The organism is Mesorhizobium sp., from assembly GCF_017306585.1.
In the GTDB taxonomy this organism is placed as follows: Bacteria; Pseudomonadota; Alphaproteobacteria; order Rhizobiales; family Rhizobiaceae; genus Mesorhizobium.
In genome coordinates, this window is record NZ_JAFKIC010000172.1 from 1 (window position 1) to 21,603 (window position 21,603).

The following is a 21,603-nucleotide window of genomic DNA, read 5'->3' on the forward strand; positions in this document are numbered from 1 at the left end:
GCCGGGCCCGACAAAGAGAACGTCGGCCCCATCGACGGCCGCGATCGCGGCCGCATTGGTGACGCCGGTTTCGTCCTCGATCTGCACGGCCAGCAATTGCTGTTCGCGCGCCTTGCCGTGATAGCCCGCGATGCGGCCGAAGGCGTTGGCGCGATGGCCGACCGAGAAGCCACGGAACCCGCCCGGGGCATAGGTCATCGCGGCGACGATGGCGCGCGCCTGATCCGCCGTGCGCACATTGGGGATCATCAGGCTGCGGGCGCCGACATCCAGCGCCTGCTTGATCAGGTTGGGATCGTCCGAAGGCAGGCGCACCACCGCCTCGCAGGGAAATGCCGCGGCAACCTGCAACTGCGCCATGATGCTGCGCAGATCGTTCGGGCTATGCTCGCCGTCGATTAGCAGCCAGCCGGCTCCGGAACCCGCCACGATCTCGGTGGTGAGCGCGGTGGCCAGGGAGCACCAGATGCCGATATGAGCCCGGCCCGCCGTTACCGCCGTCTTGAGGGAATTGACGCGCTCCTGCATCTGCGATCGGTCTCCATGAGCAAGAAGGTGCATTAAAATTTGTATGATGTCCTATATCATATGACTCGCCAGAGCCGCAAGGCGGTCTGACGCCGCAGAGGAGTTGCACATGAAAATTGGCTTCATCGGGCTTGGTGTCATGGGAGCGCCGATGGCGCGGCATCTTGCCGATGCGGGACACGAGATTGTCACGGTCCTGAACCGCTCCCCTCTCCCGCAGGATCTGCAGGCATCTATCGTCGCCTCCCCCGCCGAGGTGGCGCGGTCGTGCGAGATCATCATCACCATGCTGCCGGATACGCCCGACGTGGAACGCGTCCTTCTTGGACGGCACGGCGTTATCGAAGGTGTTTCGGCCGGCAGGCTGGTGGTCGACATGAGCTCGATCAGCCCGATCGCCACCGCCGAATTCGCCGCGAAATTCAGGGAAGCCGGAACCGGCTATCTCGACGCGCCGGTCTCCGGCGGCGAGGTCGGCGCCAAGGCGGCGAGCCTCACCATCATGGTCGGCGGACCGGCGGCCGAGTTCGAGCGCGCGCTGCCGGTCTTCGAGAAACTCGGCAAGAACATCACCCTGATCGGCGAAAAGAACGGCGCCGGCCAGACCTGCAAGATCGCCAACCAGATCATCGTCGCGCTCAACATCGAGGCGGTGGCCGAAGCGCTGGTCTTTGCCAGCAAGGCGGGCTGCGACCCGGCGAAAGTGCGCGCCGCGCTCATGGGCGGCTTCGCCTCGTCGCGCGTGCTCGACGTGCACGGCGAACGCATGATCAAGCGCACTTTCGCACCGGGCTTCCGCATTCGGCTGCACCAGAAGGATCTCAATCTCGCGCTTGAAAGCGCGAGCACGCTCGGCGTCGCCCTGCCCAACACGGCGCTGGCGCAGCAATTGATGAACGCCTGCTCGGCGCGTGCGGGCGGCGCGGAAGCCGACCATTCATCCCTGGTCAAAGCGCTCGAAACCTTGAGCGATCATGAACTGTCAAACGGAAAGGAATAGATCGATGCGCGGTACCGGCAAGGCCGATATATTCGTGATGCTGGCCCATCCCGTGGGCCACGCGAAAAGCCCCGGCATGTTCAACGATATCTTCGAGCGGAAGGGGCTCGACAGCCTGATGGTGCCCATGAGCTGCCGCCCGGAGGATTTCGACACATTCTGGGCCGGCATTACCGCCGCCGAAAACGTCCGGGGCGTGATCATCTCGGTGCCGTACAAGGTCCCGGTCTACCACAAATGCGCGGCGGCGCATGACCGCGCCGCGCGCGTGCAGAGCGCCAACTCGGTCCGCAGGCAGGCCGACGGCAGCTGGTATGCCGACAATTTCGACGGCGTCGGCTTCATCGACGGGCTGAAGGCCGGCGGACACCGGATCGCCGGCCGGCGCATCCTTCAGGTCGGGGCCGGCGGCGCCGGATCGTCGCTGACCTATTGCCTTGCCGAGGAGGGCGCCGCTGAAATCCGCCTTGCCGACATCGACAGCGACCGCGCGCAAAAACTCGCCGCGCTGGTCAACAGAACTTTCCCGGATTGCAGGATCGAGGTCGGCGCGCCGGATCCGTCCGGCATGGACATGGCGATCAACGCCACGCCTGCCGGGCTGAAGGCCAGCGACCCGCTGCCCATGGATGTGAGCAGGCTGACGCCTGACATGACGGTGGTCGACATCATCATGGAACCGGCCGAGACGGCCCTGCTCAAGGCGGCGAAGGAGATCGGCTGCCGCGTCCAGCCTGGACGACCGATGATGGATTTCCAGGTCGAGGCCATGGCCGAGTTCTTCGACATCGAGCGTAAGGACCGCCGCCATGGCTGACGCACTGACCGCTGTCGTCATTGGCGGCACCTCCGGCATCGGCCGCGCCATCGCGCTGCGCTTCGCCGAGGATGGCTATCAGGTCGTCGTCGCCGGCCGGGACGCCGTTCGAGGCGAGGAGACGGCTGCCGCTTGCCAGGATGCCGGCGCGCCTCGCACCCTTTTTGCCCAAACCGACGTCGGCGATCCCGCCTCCGTCGAAACGCTGGCGCAAACCGTCGGCGATGCGTTCGGCACGCCCCATGTCGTGGTCAATTGCGCCGGCATCCTGCAGAGCGGCAAGCACGTGCTCGATCAGGATCTCGACGAAGACGAACGGATGTGGCGCATCAACTATCGCGGCACGCTGCTTGGCTGCCAGGTGTTCGGGAGGCTTATGTCGGCGGCCGGACGCGGCGCGATCCTCAATGTCGGCTCACTTGCCTCCTTCGCGCCGCTCTCCCTGCCGGCCTACACGCCCGGAAAGCACGCGGTCCTTGCGCTGACGCAAATCCTTGCCGCCGAGCTTGGCCCGCACGGCGTGCGCGTCAATGCCGTGGCGCCGGGCTACACGCTTTCCGATGGGCTGAAGACGAAGATCGCCAAGGGCGAGCGCAACCCAGAAGCCATCCAGGCAACGACGGCGCTGCGCCGCTTCGTCGAGCCGCGCGATGTCGCCGAGGCAGCCTTGTTCCTGTGTTCGGACAGGGCCGCGTCGATAACCGGCGTCACCCTCCCCGTCGACGCCGGCTGGCTCGTCCAGGCACCCTACGCGCAATATCTGCAAGGCAATCCAATCCGGCAAAAGCCGCAATCCGAGAGCATCCCGTGACCGATATCCAGCGTTTCGACTTCGACACCCGCATCCACCACGGCGTCATCCACAATGGAACGCTCTACCTCACCGGCCAGGTCGCCCGGCCGGGCCAGTCCGCGGCCGACCAGATGCGCGAGGTGCTCGGCAAGATCGATGCCCTGCTCGCCAAGGCCGGCACCGACAAGACCCGCATTCTCCACGTTCAGATGTGGCTCGACGACGTCAGGGATTTCGACGAGGTCAATACGGTCTGGGACGCCTGGATGCCGAAGGAGCATGCGCCCGCGCGTTCATCCGGCGAAGGACGGATGGCCAAACCCGGAATGCTGGTCGAACTGATCGTCACGGCCGCGGTTTGAACGGCCGCGCCGGTTCGGGCATCATCGCGAATCTGAACGCAACGGAAGGACTGAGATGACGAAGCGCAAGCCGCTTTCCACCGTCGTGGCGGAGAGCCTGGCCGAAAAGATCCGCTCCGGACAATTGCAGCCCGGCGCGCAATTGCCGACCGAAGCGGAGCTGTGCGCCGAATACGATGTCAGCCGCACCGTCGTGCGCGAGGCGGTGGCGCGGCTGCGCTCCGACGGCATGGTCGTGCCGCAACAGGGGCGCGGCATGTTCGTCAGCGAAACGCCGTCGCCGCGCAATTTCTCGATCCCGGACGAGGCGCTGCGAACCCTGCCCGAGACCATTGCCTTGCTCGAACTCAGATTGAGTGTCGAAGTGGAGTCCGCCGGGCTCTGCGCGGAGCGTCGCACCGACAAGGAAGCAAGCCACATCAGGGCCATGATGGACGAGATCGACGCCCGGCAGGCGGACCCCTCGGCCATCCAGATCCACTATGACTACGATTTCCACCTGGCCATCGCCACGGCCGCGCGCAACGAGTTCATCCACGGTTTCCTCGACTACCTCAGGCCCATGATCGTGCCGCGTTTCCAGCTCGGCTACGTCGTCGAGCCCGCCCTCAAGGACAGCTATTACGCGCGCATCCACGCCGAGCACAAAGCCATCGTCGACGCCATCGAAAGGCAGGACGGCGCCAAGGCACGGCAGGCCATGCGCAAGCACCTGCACAACAGCCTCGGACGCGTGCGCGCGCTGGCCAAAGCCTCCGGCGTGGAGGCGACCGACGCGGAACAGAAGGCTGCCGCGGCCTCGCTCTTCATCGAGATGAAAAGGCCGGCCACGACCGGCTGACAAGTCCAGGCGGCTTACAATCCCGCGCGCCGAACCGGAGAAGATCGCCGGGCGTTTTGCGAAAGCCATGTTTTTGCCAAACCGTACGGCCGCAAGCGCGCCTCTCGCGTCGAAGGCCTTGTTTTCCTTTGATTTGCCGCGTTTGCGATCCGGCGGCAAGCGTAGAACATTTCGAACGCCTGGAAGGGTTTCGAAAGTTTATCTTTCCTTTTTGCTGGTTTTCTTGGTTTCGCGGTCTCGGCCGAGGCCGCACACTGACGCAAGGCAATCGGGGAAGCCGCAAATGGGACAGCCCAAGTGACAACAGCTTTCATCACCGGAGCGACAAGCGGTATAGGCCGGGCCATGGCGATCGCATTGAGCGAAGCCGGCTACGACGTCTACGCTGTCGGCCGCAGTCAGGCCGCGCTCAAGCAGTTGCAGGCCGAGCATCCGGGCATCGTGCCGATCGCCGTCGACGTCACCGACCGCGAGGCGCTGGAATCGGTGCTGGCCGATCTCACCATCGACGTCCTCATCAACAATGCGGGCGTCATGCCGCCGCTCGGCAATTTCGCCGACATGAAAATATCCGACATCGACACCACGCTCGAGGTGAACCTCAGCGCGGCGATCCTGCTCACCCGCCTGGTCGTGCCGCAGATGCGCGAGCGGCAATCCGGCCACATCCTGTTCACCGGCTCCGTCGCCGGCCACGCGGCCTTCTCCAACATTGCCGTCTATGCGGCCACCAAGGCGGCAATCTCGGGCTTTGCCGCCGCGCTGCGCGCCGACCTCTCCCCATCGGGCATTCGCGTCACCGAGATCGTCGCCGGGCGTGTCGAGACGCAGCTCTACCAGGACATCCTCGACGCCAAGGCGCGCGCCGCCATGTACGCCAGCAAGGTCGTGCAGCCCGACGACGTTGCCAGGATGGTGGTCGCCGTGCTTGCCCTGCCCGCATGGGCCGACGTTACCCGTTTCGACATCATGCCGACCTGGCCGACCTCGCCGAGCGGCACCAAGTAAGGAAAATTGGAATGAAGGATCTTTCCGTTCTGATCGTTGGTGGCGGCGCCGGCCTCGGCGCGCTTCTGGCCGGTATGGCGGTCGAGGCGGGAGCCGCCAGCATCGGCATCATCGACATCAATCAGGATGCGGCCGAGAGCGCTCTCGCCCCGGCAAAGGCCAAGGGCCTGCCGACGGCCGCCGCCGCCTGCGACATCCAGGTCGGTCCGCAGTGCCACACCGCCTTCGACGCGATCGTCGCCAGGCTCGGGCGCATCGACACGGTCATCAACTGCGCCGCCATCTATCCGCGCCGCCCGCTTCTGGAAATCAGCGATGCCGACTGGGACGCCTCCAACGGCATCAACATCAAGGGCACCTACCATATGATGGTGGCCGCCGTGCGCCATATGCAGGCGCAGGAGCCGAAGGCCAACATACGCGGCCGCATCGTCAACCTGACCTCGGTCGACGCCTTCAAGGCGCATCCGCAGAATGCTCATTACGCCGCAACCAAGGCCGCCGTCGTCAGCCTGACGCGCTCCTTTGCGCACTACGTCGCCAAGGACGGAATTCTGGTCAACTCCGTGGCGCCGGCCGGCATGGCCACGGAGAAAGCAAAGGCGCTCGGCTTCCTCGAGGAACTGGCCAAGGCAAGCCCGCTCGGCCGTGGCGCCGAACCAGGCGAGATCGCCGAATGGGTGCTCATGACCGGCGGCCCGAAGAATACTTATATGACCGGCGAAAACGTAATTGTTTCAGGTGGTTATATCTACGCCTGAGGCCATTTCAGCAGCCGGCGGCGGCCGGGATACGGCAGTGCATGATCAACGGAGCCTCAAGCGGAAGGAGCGGAATTCTCGATGAACGGCAAGCTTCGCCTTCCTTCGCTCAACGCGCTCCGCGTCTTCCACGCCGTCGCGCAGCACAAGAGCTTCCGGCAGGCGGCCGACGAACTTCTTGTGACACCGCAGGCGGTCGGACAGCAGATCAAGCTGCTCGAAGACACGCTCCAGGTGACGCTGTTCGAACGCAAGGGCCGGTCAATCGAATTGACGGAGTCGGCGATCCTGCTGTCGCACTACGTCAAGGCCGGCTTCGACGAGTTTTCCGAGGGCGTCAGGCGCGTCACCAAGTCGAACTACCGGGAGCGCATCAATCTCAATGCGAGCCCTTACTTCGCCACGCACTATCTGCTGCCCAGGCTTTCGCTGTTCCGCGAAATCCTGCCGGGCGCCGACTTGCGCATGACGACCATGGTCGACCTGCCCGATTTCGGGCGCGACGACATCGATATGACCGTACAGTGGGGCTACGGCAACTGGCCGGACTATGAAACCACGCTGCTGGTGCCGGACCCCAAGATCATCTGCTGCACCCCGGCGATCGGCGAAAAGATCAAGTCGGCGCATGACCTGACACGGTTCACCTTGCTCGACACGGTCAAGTCCAAGCGCTTGTGGCCTGATATATTGCGCCACCTTGGCGTGGAACTGACCGATGGCGACCGCAGCATCAGCTTCGACGACGCGGCGACCATGCGCCGGGCAACCCTGCAGGGCATCGGCGTCGGCCTGGTCTCCGTCATCGACGCCGAGGAGGATTTCCGGTCGGGCACGCTGGTCGCGCCGATCGGTCGCGACGCCATCGCCGACATGAGGCCCGAGGAAGTTCCCGGCTTCTACCTCGTCGTCCCGCGCGGGCATCTGCGCGTGAAGGCAGTGGCGGCGCTGCATCGATGGCTGGCCCAGCAGGACTGGCGCAACGATCTCACGATCTCCTTGCCGAAACCGACCCCGCTTTCCGACTGAGAAGCGGCTTCGAGACCGAGCCGCGAAGGTTTCCTTCGCGGCTCCAACAACAAGAAACGGAACAACCTCAACAGCGGAGACAACAACATGAAAATGATGAAATGGGGGGCCGCCGCCATGGCCCTGGGCCTCGTGCATCTGGCGGCGCCGGCGCAAGCCGCCGGCGGCAAGACACTCGACACCGTCAAGGCGCGTGGAATGCTCAACTGCACCGGCCATGACGGCTCGTATCTCGGCTTTGCCGAGGTCGACGACAAGGGCAACTGGAAAGGCATGGACATCGACCTGTGCAAGGCGGTGGCGACCGCCGTGTTCGGCGATCCGGCAAAGCTGAAGGTGGTGCCGATCAGCTGGGCGCAGCGCTGGCCGTCGCTGCAGTCGGGCGACGTCGACATCATCATCAAGGCTTCCGGCGGCACGCTGAGCCGCAATACGGAACTCGGCCTTCAGTTCTCGATGTCCTACTACCTCGGCACGACCAAGGTCATGGCGCACAAGGAGCTCAATCTCAAGTCGCTCAAGGACGCCAATGGCGGCACGATCTGCATCCCTGCCGGAACCTCGCAGGAGCAGCAGGTCGCGGCCTATACGCAGAAGATCGGCATCAAGCTCGAGCCGGTGGTCATCGAAAAGACCGAGGAACTCGAACAGGCCTACTTCTCCGGGCGCTGTGATCTCTATGCGCAGTGGGGACCTGTGCTTGCCATTGCGCGCGTGGCGAAAGGCAAGGTCGAGGACCATGTGATCCTGCCCGATGTGCTCGCGGTCGAGCCTGAAGTGATGATCGTGCGGCAAGGCGACGACAACTGGCTGAACATCGCCAACTGGACGCTTACCGCGCTGACCTTCGCCGAGCAGGAAGGCATCAACTCCAAGAACGTCGATGAGATCAAGGCCAAGCCGACCTCGCCGCAGGTGGCAAAATTCCTCGGCGTCACGCCGGGCATGGGCAAGGGTCTCGGCCTCCCCGACGACTGGGCCTACAACGTGATCAAGAAGGTCGGCAATTACGGCGAAATCTTCGATCGCGATCTCGGCAAGGATTCGCCCTACAAGATGGACCGCGAGCTGACCAACCTTTGGAACAATGGCGGTGTCCTGTTCCCCCTGGTCATCGACTGATCGGGTCCTAACGCATCCTGCTCCAGGCTCCGCCCGGCCTATCCCGGGCGGAGCCGATGGAAATTTCGAGAAAGATTGATCGATGGTCCGCCTGCTGAGAAATCAGAAGGTTCGCAACGCGCTGCTGCAGGCTGTCTTTGTCGGCTCGCTTGCCGCACTTGTGATCGCCGGCGTTTTGATCGCGCGGCAGAACCTTGCCCGGCAGGGCATCACGTCCGGCTTCGATTTCCTGTTCAAGTCGACAGGCTGGGATGTGAGCTTCTCGCTCCTGCCCGCCACCGCCAACGACCCTTACTGGTGGTATTTCCTGATCGGCGTGATCAACACGCTGTTCCTGGGAAGCGTCGGGCTGATCCTGGCAACCATCGTCGGGACGGTCGTCGGGCTGGCGCGAACCTCGTCCAACGAACTCGCACAGCTAATGGGCCGTACCTATGTCGACATTTTCCGCAACATCCCGCTGATCCTCCAGGTCTTCTTCTGGTACGCCCTTATCAGGCACCTGCCGACGCCGCGCGCCGCGCACGATCTCTGGGGCGTCCTGCTGACCAGCCGCGGCATCTATATACCCGCGCCCAATGTCGGCGGCGCGGCAATGCTGGCGGCCGCAATGGCCGTGATCGCGGCGATCGCGCTTGTGCTGTGGCTCGGCAGGACATCGCGCCTCGGCCGGCCGGTCGGCGAACGCCTCGGCGTTCAGCTCGCCGGCGGCGCGGCGGCATTGGCGTGCGCGGCCGCGATCCTCGCGGCCGGCCGGCTGCCGGACCTGCCGCTGCTCGATTTCCCGTCCCTGCAAGGCCTCAACCTCAGGGGCGGATTTCGCATTCCACCGGAATTCTCGGCGCTGGCGATCGCCATCGCCATCTATGGCGGCTCCTATATCGCCGAGATCGTGCGCGGCGGCTTCAAGTCCGTCGGCAAGGGCCAGATGGAGGCCGCGCTCTCGCTCGGGCTCAGCCCCTGGCGGGTCTTCACGCTGGTCAGGCTGCCGCTGGCGCTGCGCGCCATGCTGCCGATCCTCGCCAACCAGTATGTCTGGCTGATGAAGGCGACGACCATGGGCATCGCCGTCGGCTTCACCGACTTCTTCATGATCGTGGCACTGACCATCAACCATTCCGGCCAGACGCTGGAAGCGATCGGCATCCTGATGGCAGGCTTCCTTGCCATCAATCTCAGCCTCGCCGCCATCTTCAACCGCATCAACAAGGCGATTGCCCTGAAGGGCAATCAATTGAGGGGGTAGAGATGGAGATGGTCGCGCTTGCCCCGCCCGCTCCGGGCAGACTGGAAGACCTCAGACGCCGCTTCTTTGCGACGCCGCTTCAGGCGATCCTGTCTCTGATCTGCCTGGCGATCATGGTCTTCCTGGCCTGGAAGCTCCTGAACTGGGCTGTTTTCTCGGCTGTCTTCACCACGACTGGCGGACCGGAAGCCTGCCAGGCGGCGGCCGGCGCCTGCTGGTCGGTCATCGCGGCCAGGTGGCGGATCATCCTGTTCGGCCTTTACCCCTATGACGAGCAATGGCGCTCGGCGCTGGCCTGTCTGACCGTGGTGGTGATGACGGTGCTGAGCTGCATCCCGGCCTTCTGGACGGGGCGCCGCATCGCCATCGTCTGGGGCGCCGGGACGACGCTGTTCTACGTGCTGATGAAAGGCGGCATGCTCGGCTTGCCCTATGTCGGCGAAGAGGCTTGGGGCGGGCTGGCGCTGACCCTCTTCATTTTCGTCACCACCTGCCTGATCGGCTTCCCCCTGGCGATCTGCCTGGCGCTGCTGCGCCGCTCGGAATTGCCCTGGATATCCAGGACCACCGGGTTGATCATCGACGCCGTCCGCTCGCTGCCGCTGATCTCGATCCTGTTCACCTTCGCGATCGTCCTGCCTTTCGCCCTGCCGCAATGGCTGATCGGCGACAAGCTCTATCGCGTGATCGTGGGCTCCGCGCTGTTCTTCTCGGCCTACCAGGCCGAGATCGTGCGCGGCGGAATGCAGGGTGTTCCAGCCGGACAGGAAGAGGCGGCCATGGCGCTCGGCATGAGCTACCGGCAACGCATCGGCCGTATCCTTCTGCCCCAGGCCATGCGCAACGCCTTGCCGGCGACGATCAATCAGTTCGTCATCTCCTTCAAGGAGACCTCGCTGGTGGTCATCGTCGGCTTCTTCGAGATCCTGGCGTCTGGCAATGCCGCCTACGGAACCGGCGAATGGCGCTTCGCCTATGTCGAGGTCTATGCCTTCATCGCCTTCATCTATTTCGTCTTCGTTTTCAGCCTGTCCCGCTACGGCGCCTTTCTTGAGCGCCGCATGTCGGTCGGCGAACGCTAGGGAAGCGCGGCAGTGATTTCAGGCAACGCGACGCAATCGGCCGGACCGGCGGTCCGCATCGAACAGCTCGACAAATATTACGGGTCGTTCCGCGCGCTGCGGAACGTCAGCCTGTCCGTCGAGCGTGGCGAAAAGATCGTCGTCTGCGGTCCTTCCGGCTCGGGCAAGTCGACCATGATCCGCTGCATCAACCGCCTCGAACAGCACAGCGCCGGCCGCATCACCGTGCTCGGAACCGAGCTCGACGACGATGTCGGCAACATCGACGAGATCAGGCGCGAGGTCGGCATGGTGTTCCAGCATTTCAACCTGTTCCCGCACATGACGGTGCTGGAGAACTGCATGCTGTCACCGATGATCGTGCGCAAGCAGCCGCGCGCGCAGGCCGAGGCAACCGCCCGGCGCTATCTGGAGAAGGTCCGCATTCCCGAGCAGGCCATGAAGTTTCCCGGCCAGCTTTCTGGTGGCCAGCAGCAACGGGTCGCCATCGCACGGGCGCTGTGCATGCAGCCGCAGATCATGCTGTTCGACGAGCCGACCTCGGCGCTCGATCCGGAAATGATCGCCGAAGTGCTCGATGTCATGGTGACGCTTGCCTCCGAAGGCATGACGATGATCTGCGTCACCCATGAGATGGGCTTTGCTCGCCGGGTCGCCGACCGGGTGGTCTTCATGGATGGCGGCGAGATCGTCGAGGAGGCGCCGCCGGAAGAATTCTTCACCGCGTCCCGCAACGAGCGCACACGGGAATTCCTGTCGCGGGTGCTGGGGCATTGACTGGCGTTAGCGAAGATGCAACGCCCGAAAGCATGACGCCATCAACATTTCCCGGTACCTCGATGACTGATCCGACAATCGCGTTGCGCGATATATTCGGCCCGAAAGGCTGGCTTTCGGGCGCGGATGCAACGCCCTATCAGCGTGATTGGCTCGATCGCTATGGCGTTGCGCCGCTGGGCGTCGCCAGGCCCGCGAACACCGCCGAAGTGGCCGCGGTCATCGCGGTATGCCTGGAGGCCGGGCTGCAGGTGGTGCCGCAAGGCGGCAACACAGGGCTTTGCGGCGGCGCCGTCGCGGCAGAGCCGAACACGGTGATCGTCTCGCTTTCCCGCATGAGCGCGATCGGCGAACCGGACCGGGAGAACGGATCGATCACCGTCGAGGCAGGCGTCGTGCTTGCCGCGCTGCACGAGGCGCTGGAACCGCATGGCCTGATGTTCCCGATGCATCTCGGCGCGGAAGGCAGCGCCAGGATCGGCGGCCTGATCGGCACCAATGCCGGCGGCAGCCAGGCTTTCCGGTACGGCATGATGCAGGATCTCGTGCTCGGCCTCGAAGTCGTGACCCCGGACGGCGCGGTATGGGACGGAATGCGCGCGGTGCAGAAGGACAATGCCGGCTATCAGCTGCGCAAGCTGTTCTGCGGCGCGGAAGGCACGCTCGGCATCGTGACGCGCGCCGTGTTGCGGCTCCATCCGACGCCGAGACAGCAGGCCGGCGCGCTGCTGGTCATGTCCGACTTCGCCGCCGCCGTATCGTTCGGCGCCTTCCTGCGCGCAGAGGCCGGAGAATTCCTCAGCGGCCTCGAGTTCTTCAGCGATCTCGGCCTGGAGCTTGCGCTCAGGCACTTGCCCGATCTCGCCTATCAGCTGGAGACACGCGGCGACGTCTACCTGCTCGTCGAACTGGCCTCGGGCTCGACCCGCGTTCCCCTCGACGACATCCTGAATTCCGCCTTGGAATGGGGCATGGAGGAAGGCCTGGTGGTGGACGGCGCTCTGGCCGCATCCGGCGCCCAGAGGGCGCAGTTCTGGCGGCTGCGCGAGGAGCAGCCCGAAGGACAGCGCCTGGAAGGTGAACAGCTCAAGCACGACATATCCGTGCCGCCAGGCGCGATCGCCCGCTTCATCGAGGCCGGCGCCACGCTCTGCCACGGCATTCTGCCTGGCGTGCGCATCAACCCGTTCGGCCATCTCGGCGACGGCAACATCCACTACAATCTGTCGCCGCCGGAAGGCCGCGCCGACTTCGACGGCAAGGCCGGCGCGTTTGCCGAGGCGCTGTCCGCCCTTGCCACCAGGATGGGCGGCAGCTTCGCGGCCGAGCATGGACTTGGCCGGGCCAAGATCGCCATGGCCGAGGCCAATCGCGGTTTGGTGGAGCGCGACCTCATGGCGCGGCTCAAGGGTGCGTTCGATCCGCTGGGCGTGATGAATGCCGGCGTTCTGGTGCGGGCCGCCAAGTAAAGAAAAACTTTCGAATAGACGGCATTTCTTGATTTCGTCCCGCTCCTGCGACGTGCAGGTATGACTCTGAAAGGCAGGCGGATCCGCTTGCCGCCAGACCGAGGATGTCGAGACCATGATCCGCAATGGCGGTGGCCTTCTTGTCGAATGCCTGATCGCCCTGGGCGCGACCAAGAGCTTTGGCGTACCCGGCGAAAGCTATCTGGCCGTTCTCGACGCGCTGCACGATACGCATGGCAGGCTGGACTATGTGCTGTGCCGCAACGAGGGCGGCGCGGCGTTCATGGCCTCGGCCTATGGCAAGCTGACGGGTTCGCCGGGCATCTGTTTTGTCACCCGTGGCCCCGGCGTCACCAATGCCAGCATCGGCGTCCATACCGCGATGCAGGACAGCTCGCCGATGATCCTGTTCGTCGGTCAGGTCGGCACCGACATGAAGGGACGCGAGGCCTTCCAGGAGATCGATTACCGCGCCGTCTACGGCACGGTGGCCAAATGGGCGGTCGAGATCGACGACGTCTCGCGCCTGCCCGAGATCGTCGCGCGGGCCTGGACCACCGCCTTGACCGGGCGGCCCGGCCCCGTGGTCGTCGCCTTGCCGGAGGACATGCTGACCACCCTGACCGAAGCCGCGCCGCTGAGTGGCCCGGCCGCGATCTTCGAAGCCGCTCCGGCACCGGATGCGATGGATGCCGCGCTCAAATTGCTGGCGGCGGCGCAAAGGCCGGTCCTGCTCATGGGCGGCGCCAACTGGACGGAGGCCGGACGCACGGCGCTGCAGGCTTTCGCCGAGGCTTCCGACATCCCGGTCGTGGCGGCCTTCCGCTATCAGGACCAGTTCGACAACCATTCGGATGTCTTCGTCGGCGAGGCGGGCGTCGGCATGGTGGCGCATGTCAAAAAACTGGTCCGCGATGCCGACGTGATCCTGGCCGTCAATGTGCGCTTCGGCGAGATGACCACCGACGGCTATACGCTGCTGTCGGTGCCGCAGCCCAGCCAGGAGCTGATCCATGTCCACGGCTCCGACCGCGAGATCGGCAAGATCTATGTGCCTGCCATCGGTATCCATGCCGGCCCTAACGCCTTTGCCAGTGCACTGACGCCCGTGAAGGGTAGCTGGGCTGAGTGGCGCGCGGCCGCGCGAAGAGCCTATGAAGGGACATTCGCGGCGCCCATCCAGCCCGGCCCGGTGGATATGGTGGCGGTCAGCGCCTGGCTGCGCGAGACCTTGCCCGCCGACGTCATCCTCACCAACGGCGCCGGCAATTTCACCGTATGGCCGAACAAGTTCTTCAAGTTCGGACGCCAGGCGCGGCTACTCGCGCCACAGTCGGGCGCGATGGGTTACGGCCTGCCGGCGGCTGTCGCGGCGAAGGTCGCATTTCCCGGGCGCATGGTGGTCTGCTTTGCCGGCGACGGCGACTTCCAGATGAATTGCCAGGAACTGGGCACCGCCATGCAGGCGGGCGCGCAGCCGATCGTCCTGATCATCAACAACGGTATCTACGGCACCATCCGCGCGCATCAGGAGCGCAACTACCCGGCCCGCGTCTCGGGAACCTCGCTCGAGAACCCGGACTTCGTCACGCTGGCGAAGGCTTATGGCTTCCATGCCGAACGGGTCGAATCCACGGGGGATTTCGCGGCCGCCTTCGGCCGCGCGCTCGACTCGACAACCGGCGCAGTCCTCGACATCGCCATATCCTCGGAAGCGCTGACGCCCCGGCAGACCCTCTCCCAGATGCGCGAAGCCGCGCTCGCTTCGCAGAAGGCCAAGGCATGACCTCCAGAACCGACGACGTCCGTCTTGGCGCCGACATAGGCGGCACGTTCACCGACATCGCGCTCGACCTCAGGGGAACGCTGTTCTCCACCAAGGTGCTGACCAATTACGCGGCGCCCGAGCAGGCGATCCTCGACGGCATTGACATCGTCACACGCGATGCCGGGATTTCGCCTTCCGAGATCGGCATCATCATCCACGGCACGACGCTCGCCACCAATGCGCTCATCGAGCGCCGCGGCGCCAGGACCGCGCTGGTCACGACCGAAGGGTTCCGCGACGTGATCGAGATGCGGACTGAAAACCGGTTCGAACAATACGACCTGAACCTGCAACTGCCGGCGCCTCTGATCCCGCGCGAGCACCGTTTCACGGTCAAGGGCCGCATCGGCGCCGAGGGACAGGAACTGCAGCCGCTCGACGAGGCCGCGCTGGAGCAAATCGCCGAACAGATCACGGCGGGCGGCTTCGGCTCCGTGGCGATCGGTTTCATCCACGCCTACACCAACCCGGCGCATGAGCGCCGTGCGCGCGAAATCCTTGCGGGCAAGCTCGGCATCCCGATTTCGATCAGCGCCGAAGTCTCGCCGCAGATGCGCGAGTTCGAGCGCTTCAACACGGTCTGCGCCAATGCCTATGTGCGCCCGCAGATGGCCGATTATCTCGCCCGCTTCCAGACGCGGCTGAAGGAGATGGGCGCGCAATGCCCGGTCTTCATGATCCATTCGGGCGGCGGCCTGATCTCGGTGGAAACGGCGTCGGAATTTCCCGTTCGCCTGGTCGAATCCGGGCCGGCCGGCGGCGCCATCTTCGCCGCCGACATCGCCAGGCGCTTCGGCCTGGACAAGGTCGTCTCCTACGACATGGGCGGCACGACCGCGAAGATCTGCCTGATCGAGGACTTTGCGCCGCGCACGGCCAGAACCTTCGAGGTGGCGCGCACCTATCGATTCTGCAAGGGCTCGGGCATGCCGATCTCCATTCCCGTCATCGAGATGATCGAGATCGGCGCCGGCGGCGGCTCCATCGCCTGGGTCGACGCCATGGGCCGCATCCAGACCGGGCCGGAAAGCGCTGGCTCGGAACCGGGACCGGCCTGCTACGGCCGTGGCGGCCAGCGTCCGGCGATCACCGATGCGGACCTGGTGCTGGGCAAGCTCGATCCCGACAATTTCGCCGGCGGCGCGATCCGGCTCGACACGGCGGCGTCGGAACAGGCAATCCTGCGCGATGTCGGCGAACGCCTGTCGCTCGACGCCATGTCGACGGCCTTCGGCATCTGCGAAGTGGTGGACGAGAACATGGCCAATGCCGCCCGCGTCCACGCGGTCGAGAACGGCAAGAACATTTCCGACAATCTGATGATCGCCTTTGGCGGCGCTGCTCCGCTTCACGCGGCAAGGCTCTGCGAAAAACTCGGCATCGAGCGCTGCATCGTCCCCAGGGGCGCGGGCGTCGGATCGGCGATCGGCTTCCTCAAGGCGCCGTTTGGCTATGAGGCGCTGGCGTCGAGGCTGACCCGCCTGTCGAGGTTCAAGCCGGCCGAGGTCAACGCCCTGCTCGGCGACCTCAAGGCATCGGCCGAAGGCTTCGTGCGCAGCGGCGCCAGCGGCGGCATCACCTGCGAAATCACGGCCTTCATGCGTTATGCCGGCCAGGGCTGGGAAATCCCGGTGCCGGTTCCGGACCAGCCCTTCGGCGACGACGCTGTCGCAAGTCTGAAGGACCTGTTCGAGGCGAACTACCAGCGCTTCTTCGGCCGCGCCATCGAAGGGCTCGACGGACTGGAGATCGAAATCGTCACCTGGTCGGTCAAGGCGACGGACATCAGACCCGATGTCGCCAGGCACGAGCTGACCAGCGGCAAGCGGACCAGCCAGCCGGCAACCAGCCGCGCCGTCTTCGATCCGGCAAGCGGGGCACCGCAAAGCTATGGCATCGTCGAACGCGAGGCGCTTTGCCCGGGCGATCGTCTCGCGGGGCCGGTGGTGATCGTCGAACGCGAGACGTCCACCGTCGTCACCACCAGCTTCGACGCCGTCATCCAGAGCGATGGCGCCATCCTTCTGATCCGCAAAGGCAGCCAGTCATGAGCGACATCGGTGAAATCCGCATGCAGGTGATGTGGAACCGGTTGATCTCGGTGGTCGAGGAACAGGCGCTCACCTTGCTGCGCACCGCCTTCTCGACCTCGGTGCGCGAATCCGGCGACCTGTCGGCGGGCGTGTTCGATCCGCGCGGCCAGATGCTGGCGCAGGCGGTGACGGGCACGCCCGGCCATGTCAACACCATGGCCGAGGCGGTGCTGCATTTCATGAACGAGATCCCCCGCGCAACCATGTTCGAGGGCGACACCTATGTCACCAACGATCCCTGGCTGGGTACGGGCCACCTGCACGACATCACCATGGTGTCGCCGTCGTTCCTGAACGGCGAACTGGTGGCTTTCTTCGCCTGCACGGCGCATGTCGTCGACGTCGGCGGCCGCGGCTTCGGCGCCGACGGCAAGTCGGTCTACGAGGAAGGCATCCAGATCCCGATCATGAAATTCGCCGAGAAGGGCAAGGTCAATCTCGACCTCGTCCGCATCCTGCGCGCCAATGTCCGCGAACCGAACCAGGTGGTCGGCGATTTCTATTCGCTTGCCGCCTGCAACGAGGTCGGTCATCGCCGCCTCGTCGACATGATGCGGGAGATCGGGCTCGCATCGCTCGACGGGCTTGGCGCGTTCATCTTCTCGCGCACCCGCGCCGCCATGCTGGACCGCATCGAGGCGCTGCCCAAGGGCAGCTGGTCGAACGAACTGGTGACGGACGGCTACGACGAACCGGTGAAGCTCGCGGCAAAGGTTTCGGTCCGTGACGACCATGTCGAAGTGGACTTCACCGGAACCGATCCGATGAGCCGGTGGGGCATCAACTGCCCGATCATCTACAGCAAGGCCTATGCCTGCTATGCGCTGAAATGCGTGGTGGCGCCCGACATTCCCAACAATGCCGCCTCGCTCGCCTTCTTCACCGTGACCTCGCCGGTCAACATACTGAACGCGGTGCGGCCGGCGCCGGTGGCGCTCAGGCACATCTTCGGCCACATGGTCCCCGATCTGGTGCTGGGCGCGATCTCCCAGGCCATGCCGGGCAAGATCCTTGCCGAAGGCGCCGGTGCGCTGTGGAATATCCACATCTCGGCGCGGCCGGTCGCGGGCGGCCAGGGCCGTCGGGCCGAAGTGCTGATGTTCAACTCCGGCGGCATGGGAGCCCGGCCCGGGCTCGACGGGCTCTCGGCGACAGCTTTCCCCTCCGGCGTGCACACCATGCCGATCGAGGCGACGGAGCACACCGGGCCGATCGTCATCTGGCGCAAGGAACTGCGGCCGGACTCCGGCGGCGACGGCGAATTCCGTGGCGGCCTGGGGCAGGTGCTGGAGATCGAGGCGATCGAGGGCCACGAGTTCGACTTCTCGGCCATGTTCGACCGCGTCAACCATCCTGCCCGCGGGCGCGATGGCGGCGGCCCCGGTGTCGCCGGCGTGGTCAGGCTCGACGATGGCACGCAGATGCGGCCCAAGGGCTGGCAGCATGTTCCGGCCGGGCGGCGGCTGATACTCGAATTGCCGGGCGGCGGCGGCTATGGCGATCCGGCCAAGCGCAGCAGCGAGGCGCGGGCGAACGACCGCTCCAAGCAATACATTTCGGAGAACGGCAAATGAGCTACATTGCCTCGCGCCTGTCGGCGGTGAAGCCCTCGGCCTCCATGGCTGCCTCGCAGGCCGCCAAGGCCCTGCGCGCCAAGGGCATCGACGTGATCGATCTCGGCCTGGGCGAACCGGATTTCCCGACGCCCGGTCACATCATCGACGCCGCCCATTTCGCCGCCAAGGCAGGCCAGACGCTCTACACGGGCGCGGCCGGCACGGTCGAGGTGCGCGAAGCCATAGCCGGCAAGTTCCGCCGCGAGAACGGACTGGCCTATACGGCCGACGACATTGTCGTCGCCAACGGCGCCAAGCAGATCATCTTCAACGCGCTGATGGCGACGATGGAGACCGGCGACGAGGCGATCCTGCCGGCGCCCTATTTCGTCTCCTATCCCGAAATGGTGAAGCTGCTCGGCGGCACGCCGGTCGTCGTCGAGTGCCCGGAGACGTCAGGCTTCCGGCTGACGCCGGCGCTGCTTGAAAAGGCCATCACGCCGAGGACGAAATGGCTCTTCCTCAACATGCCGGGAAATCCGTCCGGCGCCGTCTATTCGCAATCCGATCTCGAGGCGCTGGGCGCGGTGCTGGCAAGGCACAAGCAGGTGCTGATCCTGTCGGATGAGATCTACGAGCATATCCTGTTCGACGGCCACGAATTCGTTTCCTTCGGCAAGGCCTGCCCCGAACTCAGGGACCGCACGCTTGTAGTCAACGGCGTCTCGAAATCCTACGCCATGACCGGCTGGCGCGTCGGCTACGCGGCCGGACCGACGCCGCTTCTCAAGGCGATGTCGACGATCCAGAGCCAGTCCTGCACCTCGGTGTGCTCGCTGGCGCAGGCGGCGACGGTCGCCGCGCTCAACGGCCCGCAGGACGAGGTCGCGCGCTTCCGGCAAGCCTTCGAGGCGCGCCGCGATCTGGTCGTCGACGGCATCCGCAAGGTCAACGGCCTGACGCTCTCGCCGCCGGAAGGCGCCTTCTACGCCTATATCGGCTGCGCCGGCCTGATCGGCCGCAAGACGCCCAAGGGCGCCGTGCTGGAGGACGATGCGGCTGTATCCAACTATCTTCTCAATGAAGGCCGGGTGGCGTCGGTGCCTGGCGTCGCCTATGGACTGTCACCCTATTTTCGCATCTCGACCGCGACCAGCGAAGAGGTGCTGACCGAGGCGATCGCGCGCATCAACGCCGCCGTCGCGCAAGTGGAGTAGAGAATGCCGCATTACGACCGTATCCTGATCACCGGCGCCGCCGGCCGCCTCGGCTCGGAACTGCGCAAGGGGCTGGTGCCGCTGGCCAAGACCATCCGCCTGGCCGGGCGCGCGCCGTTCGGCGATCTGGCTTCGCACGAGGAAGAAGCAGTGTTCGACCTCGCCGACATGGAGGCGACGATCGCCGCGACCCAGGACTGCGACGCGATCGTGCATTTCGGCGGCGCGCCGCTGGAATGCGAATGGCAGACCATCCTCGATTCCAGCATCCGCGGCTCCTACCACATCTACGAGGGCGCCCGGAAACACGGCGTGAAGCGGGTCATCTATGCTTCCTCCGTGCATGCCATCGGCTATCACGAGATCGAGGCGCATATCGGCGTCGACGCGCCGGTGCGGCCCGACAGCCTCTACGGCGTGTCGAAGAATTTCGTCGAAAGTCTCAGCCGGCTCTATTGGGACAAGTTCGGCATCGAGACGGCGTGCCTGCGCATCTTTTCGTCCTTCCCCGAACCCGCCGACCGCCGCATGCTGTGGTCGTACCTCTCCTTCGCCGACTGCGTGCGGCTGGTCGAAGCGGCGCTGACCGCGCCGCGCGTCGGCCACACGATCTCGTTCGGCATCTCGGACAACAAGGTCAAGACGGTCGACAACAGCGGGGCGAACCATCTGGGGTTCATCCCGCAGGACAGCGCCGAGCCGTTCCGTGCCGCCGTCGAGGCGAGGACGCCGGTCCCCGATCCGACAAGGCCCTCGGTGAAATATCTCGGCGGCTGGTTCTGCGAGCTCGGACATCCCGACGACAAGCCGGCATAAGGATCCTTCGAACCAAAACCGCCAATTTTTCGCCAGGCCAAACTCCTGATATTGCTAGGCTTGCGGCGCGGAACCTCCGAGGCCCGCCCATTTGGGGTCTGAAGCCTCGATCGGCTTGGCCTTACGCAAATGGCCGTCAAACTCCATATGCAGTTCGTATAGCATCCCATCCCGTGCCCGGCCGAGCAGCTCGAAATGTTTGGGCTTGCGACGCGGTTCGCCGATCAGCGTATAGCCACTGGCTTCAGCCCCTTTGATGGCAGCTGCAGGGTCGGCGTCGGCCGCAAGGTGGTCGAGCGGACCCTTGTGGTCGATCGTAACGGGCCGACCGCCGTCCTCGATGTATCGATCGACCTTGAGTTCGGATGGTTTCATGTGACCGGTCAGGGTGACCCGCGCGCCGACGCGCAAGGTGATGATGTCGGCACCTTTCGGCGTCACGTCAGCAAGGATTCGGCCATCGCTGGTTTCGACCACGAAGCGGTGGGCGAAGACGTCACGGATGGTCCCTGTCACGGTGACTGTTTCGTGATGAGGCATTGCGAGTTCCTTCAATGGATAGTCTGGGATGTCAGGTGCGGACGGCATGCCCGCACCATCCGATTTCCTATGATGTCCAAGGCTGCACGTTGGGGGCCGGCGAGTTGCCGAACCCTTCCTGGCGCCGCTGCTCAGCCGGGCGCTCCCGGAGGAACTGGAGCCACGTCCCGTCCATGCAAGCGATCGAGCAGGCCGCGCGGGCCGGGACGCGGCGGCCGCAGGCTCTCGGCCTTGCCGTCGGCATGCACGAGAAGATCGCCATGAATGAACCCGTCATCGAAACGACCCTGGACGGTTAGCGTTTCGCCGGGAGCCACCAGTTTGCCGTCGTCTCCGGCAGGGCCGGTTTCGACCAGGGCCCGGCCACTGCCGTCGTCGATGACGAATTTATTGCCGAAGACCTCCGCGACTTTGCCTTTGACGGTGACGTCGCTGTAGGGCGCAAGCGAGCCGATGCTGGTCGGCTGCATGAGCATGATCCTGTCGCGCGGGGCCGCGAGGATGCTGGCGCCGGCGCCGGCGACAAGTCCTACCGCGATCAGGCCTGCCGCGAACAGGCCGGTAAGGTAGGGCCGGCGCGAGTGGTTCGAGGGCGGCAGCGGCGTGCGTTCTGGAGATTGGGGTGTATCGGTCATGGTAGTCACCTTCTGCTGGTGTGGAATGCACCATCTTCTAAGGCATCGGGGGGAACCCAATCTGAACGAGGCCGTTCAGGCTC

At 65.0% G+C, this 21,603-nt stretch carries 21 protein-coding genes; 18 read left to right on the forward strand and 3 right to left on the reverse strand.

The window, feature by feature from the left end; all coding sequences use genetic code 11:
• The coding region (locus J0I79_RS20340; protein WP_292862944.1) for an aldolase/citrate lyase family protein at window positions 1-528 on the reverse strand (528 nt) is incomplete at its 3' end.
• A gap of 109 nt (window positions 529-637) precedes the next feature.
• Between J0I79_RS20340 and J0I79_RS20345 the strand changes: the two genes are divergently transcribed.
• From J0I79_RS20345 to J0I79_RS20430, 18 genes are all read left to right on the forward strand, one after another.
• The gene (locus J0I79_RS20345; protein ID WP_292862947.1) at window positions 638-1,528 is read left to right on the forward strand and encodes a 2-hydroxy-3-oxopropionate reductase; all 891 of its coding nucleotides are present in this window, start codon (window positions 638-640) and stop codon (window positions 1,526-1,528) included.
• A 4-nt stretch (window positions 1,529-1,532) separates the two neighbouring features.
• Window positions 1,533-2,345: a shikimate dehydrogenase gene (locus tag J0I79_RS20350; protein ID WP_292862950.1), complete on the forward strand. Its 813-nt coding sequence runs from the start codon at window positions 1,533-1,535 to the stop codon at window positions 2,343-2,345.
• The gene (locus J0I79_RS20355) at window positions 2,338-3,156 is read left to right on the forward strand and encodes an SDR family oxidoreductase (RefSeq protein ID WP_292862952.1); all 819 of its coding nucleotides are present in this window, start codon (window positions 2,338-2,340) and stop codon (window positions 3,154-3,156) included. Before J0I79_RS20350 ends, J0I79_RS20355 begins: the two co-directional genes overlap by 8 nt.
• Complete coding sequence (locus J0I79_RS20360) at window positions 3,153-3,500, forward strand: RidA family protein (RefSeq protein ID WP_292862955.1); 348 nt, start codon at window positions 3,153-3,155, stop codon at window positions 3,498-3,500. The genes J0I79_RS20355 and J0I79_RS20360 overlap by 4 nt, the downstream gene beginning before the upstream one ends.
• A gap of 55 nt (window positions 3,501-3,555) precedes the next feature.
• Window positions 3,556-4,341 carry a FadR/GntR family transcriptional regulator gene (locus J0I79_RS20365; protein ID WP_292862958.1) on the forward strand — a complete coding sequence of 262 codons (786 nt, stop codon included), beginning with the start codon at window positions 3,556-3,558 and terminating at the stop codon, window positions 4,339-4,341.
• 297 nt (window positions 4,342-4,638) lie between these two features.
• Entirely contained in the window at window positions 4,639-5,349 is a 711-nt protein-coding gene (locus tag J0I79_RS20370) for an SDR family oxidoreductase (RefSeq protein ID WP_292862960.1), read from the forward strand.
• A gap of 11 nt (window positions 5,350-5,360) precedes the next feature.
• Entirely contained in the window at window positions 5,361-6,110 is a 750-nt protein-coding gene (locus J0I79_RS20375) for an SDR family oxidoreductase (protein WP_292862963.1), read from the forward strand.
• Window positions 6,111-6,191: 81 nt separating this feature from the next.
• Complete coding sequence (locus J0I79_RS20380) at window positions 6,192-7,139, forward strand: LysR substrate-binding domain-containing protein (RefSeq protein ID WP_292862966.1); 948 nt, start codon at window positions 6,192-6,194, stop codon at window positions 7,137-7,139.
• Between the two features lie 87 nt (window positions 7,140-7,226).
• Window positions 7,227-8,261: an amino acid ABC transporter substrate-binding protein gene (locus J0I79_RS20385; protein WP_292862969.1), complete on the forward strand. Its 1,035-nt coding sequence runs from the start codon at window positions 7,227-7,229 to the stop codon at window positions 8,259-8,261.
• Between the two features lie 82 nt (window positions 8,262-8,343).
• Window positions 8,344-9,507 carry an ABC transporter permease subunit gene (locus tag J0I79_RS20390; protein WP_292862972.1) on the forward strand — a complete coding sequence of 388 codons (1,164 nt, stop codon included), beginning with the start codon at window positions 8,344-8,346 and terminating at the stop codon, window positions 9,505-9,507.
• Window positions 9,508-9,515: 8 nt separating this feature from the next.
• On the forward strand, window positions 9,516-10,589 hold the full coding sequence (locus J0I79_RS20395; protein WP_292862975.1) for an amino acid ABC transporter permease: 1,074 nt from the start codon (window positions 9,516-9,518) through the stop codon (window positions 10,587-10,589).
• A 12-nt stretch (window positions 10,590-10,601) separates the two neighbouring features.
• Entirely contained in the window at window positions 10,602-11,366 is a 765-nt protein-coding gene (locus J0I79_RS20400) for an amino acid ABC transporter ATP-binding protein (RefSeq protein ID WP_292862978.1), read from the forward strand.
• Between the two features lie 62 nt (window positions 11,367-11,428).
• Window positions 11,429-12,835 carry an FAD-binding oxidoreductase gene (locus J0I79_RS20405; protein ID WP_292862980.1) on the forward strand — a complete coding sequence of 469 codons (1,407 nt, stop codon included), beginning with the start codon at window positions 11,429-11,431 and terminating at the stop codon, window positions 12,833-12,835.
• Window positions 12,836-12,950: 115 nt separating this feature from the next.
• Window positions 12,951-14,621 (forward strand): thiamine pyrophosphate-dependent enzyme, encoded by a 1,671-nt coding sequence (locus J0I79_RS20410; protein ID WP_292862984.1) that lies wholly within the window; start codon window positions 12,951-12,953, stop codon window positions 14,619-14,621.
• Window positions 14,618-16,714 carry a hydantoinase/oxoprolinase family protein gene (locus J0I79_RS20415; RefSeq protein ID WP_292862987.1) on the forward strand — a complete coding sequence of 699 codons (2,097 nt, stop codon included), beginning with the start codon at window positions 14,618-14,620 and terminating at the stop codon, window positions 16,712-16,714. Before J0I79_RS20410 ends, J0I79_RS20415 begins: the two co-directional genes overlap by 4 nt.
• Window positions 16,711-18,330 carry a hydantoinase B/oxoprolinase family protein gene (locus tag J0I79_RS20420; RefSeq protein WP_292862989.1) on the forward strand — a complete coding sequence of 540 codons (1,620 nt, stop codon included), beginning with the start codon at window positions 16,711-16,713 and terminating at the stop codon, window positions 18,328-18,330. The genes J0I79_RS20415 and J0I79_RS20420 overlap by 4 nt, the downstream gene beginning before the upstream one ends.
• Window positions 18,327-19,529 carry a pyridoxal phosphate-dependent aminotransferase gene (locus tag J0I79_RS20425; protein ID WP_292862992.1) on the forward strand — a complete coding sequence of 401 codons (1,203 nt, stop codon included), beginning with the start codon at window positions 18,327-18,329 and terminating at the stop codon, window positions 19,527-19,529. The genes J0I79_RS20420 and J0I79_RS20425 overlap by 4 nt, the downstream gene beginning before the upstream one ends.
• Window positions 19,530-19,532: 3 nt before the next feature.
• A complete protein-coding gene (locus tag J0I79_RS20430; protein ID WP_292862995.1) occupies window positions 19,533-20,345 on the forward strand; it encodes an NAD(P)-dependent oxidoreductase in 813 nt (270 codons plus the stop codon).
• Window positions 20,346-20,399: 54 nt separating this feature from the next.
• Here the strand turns inward: J0I79_RS20430 and J0I79_RS20435 are convergent, their stop codons facing one another.
• Both J0I79_RS20435 and J0I79_RS20440 read right to left on the reverse strand, forming a co-directional pair.
• On the reverse strand, window positions 20,400-20,933 hold the full coding sequence (locus tag J0I79_RS20435) for a hypothetical protein (RefSeq protein WP_292862998.1): 534 nt from the start codon (window positions 20,931-20,933) through the stop codon (window positions 20,400-20,402).
• Between the two features lie 83 nt (window positions 20,934-21,016).
• Entirely contained in the window at window positions 21,017-21,520 is a 504-nt protein-coding gene (locus tag J0I79_RS20440; protein ID WP_292863000.1) for a hypothetical protein, read from the reverse strand.
• Between the last annotated feature and the right edge of the window lie 83 nt (window positions 21,521-21,603).

Coding starts and splice junctions, on each gene's coding strand:
- J0I79_RS20435 (WP_292862998.1), bottom strand. CDS start 20,933: ATGCCGTCCGCACCTGACATCCCAGACTATCCATTGAAGGAACTCGCA.
- J0I79_RS20355 (WP_292862952.1), top strand. CDS start 2,338: ATGGCTGACGCACTGACCGCTGTCGTCATTGGCGGCACCTCCGGCATC.
- J0I79_RS20395 (WP_292862975.1), top strand. CDS start 9,516: ATGGTCGCGCTTGCCCCGCCCGCTCCGGGCAGACTGGAAGACCTCAGA.
- J0I79_RS20380 (WP_292862966.1), top strand. CDS start 6,192: ATGAACGGCAAGCTTCGCCTTCCTTCGCTCAACGCGCTCCGCGTCTTC.
- J0I79_RS20415 (WP_292862987.1), top strand. CDS start 14,618: ATGACCTCCAGAACCGACGACGTCCGTCTTGGCGCCGACATAGGCGGC.
- J0I79_RS20375 (WP_292862963.1), top strand. CDS start 5,361: ATGAAGGATCTTTCCGTTCTGATCGTTGGTGGCGGCGCCGGCCTCGGC.
- J0I79_RS20390 (WP_292862972.1), top strand. CDS start 8,344: ATGGTCCGCCTGCTGAGAAATCAGAAGGTTCGCAACGCGCTGCTGCAG.
- J0I79_RS20405 (WP_292862980.1), top strand. CDS start 11,429: ATGACTGATCCGACAATCGCGTTGCGCGATATATTCGGCCCGAAAGGC.
- J0I79_RS20440 (WP_292863000.1), bottom strand. CDS start 21,520: ATGACCGATACACCCCAATCTCCAGAACGCACGCCGCTGCCGCCCTCG.
- J0I79_RS20350 (WP_292862950.1), top strand. CDS start 1,533: ATGCGCGGTACCGGCAAGGCCGATATATTCGTGATGCTGGCCCATCCC.
- J0I79_RS20420 (WP_292862989.1), top strand. CDS start 16,711: ATGAGCGACATCGGTGAAATCCGCATGCAGGTGATGTGGAACCGGTTG.
- J0I79_RS20365 (WP_292862958.1), top strand. CDS start 3,556: ATGACGAAGCGCAAGCCGCTTTCCACCGTCGTGGCGGAGAGCCTGGCC.
- J0I79_RS20430 (WP_292862995.1), top strand. CDS start 19,533: ATGCCGCATTACGACCGTATCCTGATCACCGGCGCCGCCGGCCGCCTC.
- J0I79_RS20385 (WP_292862969.1), top strand. CDS start 7,227: ATGAAAATGATGAAATGGGGGGCCGCCGCCATGGCCCTGGGCCTCGTG.
- J0I79_RS20410 (WP_292862984.1), top strand. CDS start 12,951: ATGATCCGCAATGGCGGTGGCCTTCTTGTCGAATGCCTGATCGCCCTG.
- J0I79_RS20425 (WP_292862992.1), top strand. CDS start 18,327: ATGAGCTACATTGCCTCGCGCCTGTCGGCGGTGAAGCCCTCGGCCTCC.
- J0I79_RS20345 (WP_292862947.1), top strand. CDS start 638: ATGAAAATTGGCTTCATCGGGCTTGGTGTCATGGGAGCGCCGATGGCG.